The 3353-nt window shown below is 53.8% G+C and carries 3 protein-coding genes; 1 reads left to right on the top strand and 2 read right to left on the bottom strand.

What is annotated here, in order from left to right; translation table 11 throughout:
- The coding region (locus KB557_RS09975) for a nucleotidyltransferase family protein (protein WP_255133800.1) at window positions 1-210 on the bottom strand (210 nt) is incomplete at its 3' end.
- A 46-nt stretch (window positions 211-256) separates the two neighbouring features.
- Between KB557_RS09975 and mutS the strand changes: the two genes are divergently transcribed.
- Window positions 257-2890 carry a DNA mismatch repair protein MutS gene (mutS, locus tag KB557_RS09970; protein WP_255133798.1) on the top strand — a complete coding sequence of 878 codons (2634 nt, stop codon included), beginning with the start codon at window positions 257-259 and terminating at the stop codon, window positions 2888-2890.
- On the opposite strand, the gene KB557_RS09965 is transcribed toward mutS, so the two are convergent.
- Window positions 2878-3353: precorrin-8X methylmutase (locus KB557_RS09965; RefSeq protein ID WP_255133797.1), on the bottom strand; the 476-nt coding region annotated here is incomplete at its 5' end. The two genes, mutS and KB557_RS09965, sit on opposite strands and share 13 nt — an antisense overlap.

Below are 3353 nucleotides of genomic sequence, written 5' to 3'. Positions count from 1 at the left end.
CTCCACCATCAAATCAATATCTGATTCTTCGTGGAATCCTTCCCCAAGCACTGAACCAAAAACCCATATCGACTTAATTAGAGGCCAACGCTCACGCAAAGCAACTGCAGCTAATCGGATCTGCTGCAAAGCAAGCTCACGCTGCTCTTCAAGCAAATTCTTGTCAGCAGCAAAGCGCCGCTGCCAATAGCTCTGGGCGTGAGTGTTCATCTCATCATTCTGGAGCAGATTACGATCAAAAAAAGCGATCTCTTGCGTGGCTAGCAGTGAACCTGCAATTCAAGGCAGCCTGTTCGCCGCAGAAGAAGCTCCCGAAGAAGATCTAAAACAAGATTTTGATGCTGTTAAACCGCGGCGGCGCAGCCATCCGGGCAGTAAGCCACTAGCCAGCAAAGAACATATTGCAGCCGCAGATTCAAGTAATGAGCTGCCTCCTTGGCATCATCACAGCCTGGTAGATCCAGCAGCTTTGCCGCCAATGCTGCGCCACTACGTGGAGCTAAAAGCCGCCCATCCAGAACGGATTTTGCTTTACCGGCTGGGCGATTTTTTCGAATGTTTTTTTGAAGATGCTCTCCTGGCAAACCAGCTGCTAGAGCTCACTCTCACTGGCAAAGAAGGGGGTAAAGCCCACGGCCGGGTGCCGATGGCTGGGATTCCTCACCATGCAGCAGAGCGTTATTGCAGTGAGCTGGTGCGGCGCGGTTATGGGGTGGCCCTATGCGATCAGGTGGAAACCACCGCTGCAAAAGGTGCTCTGCTGCGGCGTGAAATCACCCGAGTTCTCACCCCTGGCACCCTTTTGGAGGAAGGTTTGCTAGCGGCGCGGCGCAACAACTGGTTGGCTGCAGTGGTGCTGGAAAACGAACGCTGGGGCTTAGCGGTAGCAGATGTATCCACCGGTGAATTCCAGGTATTTGAACGGGAAGGCCTTGCAGACCTGCAGCAGGAATTAATGCAGTTGCAGGCCGCTGAACTGCTGCTGCCAGGGCTTGAGCATGGCCAAGCAAATCCGATGCCCCCTTGGTGCCCGCCCTTTTTAAGCCTCACCCCCCAACTGCGAACCCCTTTTGAAAGCAGCCATGCCAGCCGCTGCCTCAAGCAGCGTTATGGCGTGCAATCCCTTGAAGGGCTTGGCTTAACAGCGATCCCCCTAGCGCTTAGGGCTGCTGGTGGTTTGATCACCTATTTAGATGCCAGCCAACCCGGGAGCACCCTGCCGTTGGGGCGTCCGGTAACCGTATTTGCTGGTGATGCCTTGGTAATTGATCAGCAAAGCCGTCGCAACTTGGAACTCACGGCCACCCAACGGGATGGCCAATTTCAAGGTTCCCTGCTTTGGGCTATAGATCGCACTCACACCGCAATGGGGGCTCGCGCCCTTCGGCGTTGGCTGGAGGCGCCTCTGTTCAACCAAACAGCAATCAAATGGCGCCAGGAAGCGGTGGCTGAGTTTGTTGCAGCAAGGCCCTTACGCCAGGCGGTTCGGCGTTTATTAAGGCCAATGGCTGATCTCGAGCGATTAGCGGGCCGCTGCGCCGCCGGCCATGCCAATGGCCGCGATCTAGTGGCCTTAGCCGACAGCCTTGAACGTATGCCGCTGTTATCAAGCCTGCTGGAAAACTGCCGGGCTGAGCCGTTGCAAGCGCTGCTGCAGCCGCGGCCAACACTGGCCGCATTAGCTGAATTACTGCGATATCAACTATTAGATAATCCAGCCCTATCTCTTACAGAAGGGGGCTTGATACACGATGGCGTTGATGAACAACTTGATGATCTACGCAACCGCCTCGATGAACAGGAAAATTGGCTAGCTCAAGTAGAAAAGAGAGAACAGCAAGCAAGCGGTAATACAAATTTAAAATTGCAATTTCACCGCAGTTTTGGTTATTTCCTTGCGGTAACAAGAGCAAAGGCCAGCCAGGTGCCTGAGCATTGGATTCGCCGCCAAACCCTTAGCAATGAAGAACGTTTTTTTACACCGGAACTAAAAGAACGGGAAGGCCGCATCTTGCAACTAAAAGCCCGCAGCCAGCAACGGGAATACGACCTATTTTGCAAATTGCGGCATCAGGTGGGGGAAGCAGCCGCAGAAATCCGCTCAGCAGCAAAAGCAGTGGCGGAACTTGATGTGTTCGCCGGCCTAGCCGAACTAGCCGCCACCCAGGGTTATTGCCAGCCTGAAATTGTGACGGGTTGCTGCCTTGAAATTCAGGAGGGGCGTCATCCGGTGGTGGAGCAGCTGCTAACTGATAAATCTTTTGTGCCAAATAGCATTGCTTTAGGGGAGCAGATCAACTTGATCGTGCTCACAGGCCCTAATGCCAGCGGTAAAAGTTGTTATATCCGTCAAACAGGGGTTTTGCAATTGATGGCACAAATGGGCAGTTGGATTCCGGCCCGCAGTGCTCGCTTGGGGCTCGTAGACAGACTTTTTACCAGGGTTGGCGCTGTAGATGATCTAGCCAGTGGTCAATCCACCTTCATGGTGGAAATGGCAGAAACCGCCAATATCTTGCAGCACGCCAGCTCGAAATCATTGGTGTTGCTCGATGAAATTGGCCGCGGCACCGCCACTTTTGATGGCCTTTCGATCGCTTGGGCAGTGGCAGAACATCTAGCAACAGAAATCACTGCCAATTGCATTTTTGCCACTCACTACCACGAGCTAAATGCCCTGGCAGATACCTGCACCAATGTGCAGAACTTTCAAGTTGCTGTTTTAGAAAAAGAAAACGAGCTTGAATTTCTCCATAAAGTGGTGCCCGGCGGCGCTAGCCGCAGCTATGGAATTGAGGCGGCCCGTTTAGCTGGAGTGCCAGCAGCGGTAGTTGAAAGGGCGCGGCAGGTGCTTAAAAACATTGAAAACAAACAATTTCAAACTATTTGATCCAACCAGGCGCGTCGCAATAGGGCATTCACTGTTGCCGCCACCAAACCAGCACCACCGCGGCTGCCCTCGAGGCGGATTTGGGCCAAACCACTGCGGGCCAATGCACGTTTGCTCTCTTTAACGCCCACAAAACCCACGGGCATACCGATTACCAGCGCCGGTGCTGCCTTTAATTCCAGCAAGCGCATCAGGGCCGTTGGGGCACTGCCAATCAATACCAATGCATTTGGATGGGCCTTGAGGGCAAGTTCAATGCCAGCAGCACTGCGGGTATCGCCAGCAGGGGCCTGGGCCGGAGCCCAATCCAGCACTGAATAAACCGGATTTGCAAAAGTGCGTGCTGCCATTGGTGCCACCGCTGCTGCTGCCATTGCAGTGTCTGTGAGGATCACAGCTTTTGCTGCTAAGGCAGCCATCGCCAAATGGCAGGCTCCAGTTGAAAATCGCAGTAATGGCGCGA

This window comes from Synechococcus sp. Cruz CV12-2-Slac-r, from assembly GCF_024346075.1.
In the GTDB taxonomy this organism is placed as follows: domain Bacteria; phylum Cyanobacteriota; class Cyanobacteriia; order PCC-6307; family Cyanobiaceae; genus Synechococcus_D.
The sequence above is the reverse complement of the archived record's forward strand: the minus strand, read 5'-3'. Positions and strand labels throughout refer to the sequence as shown.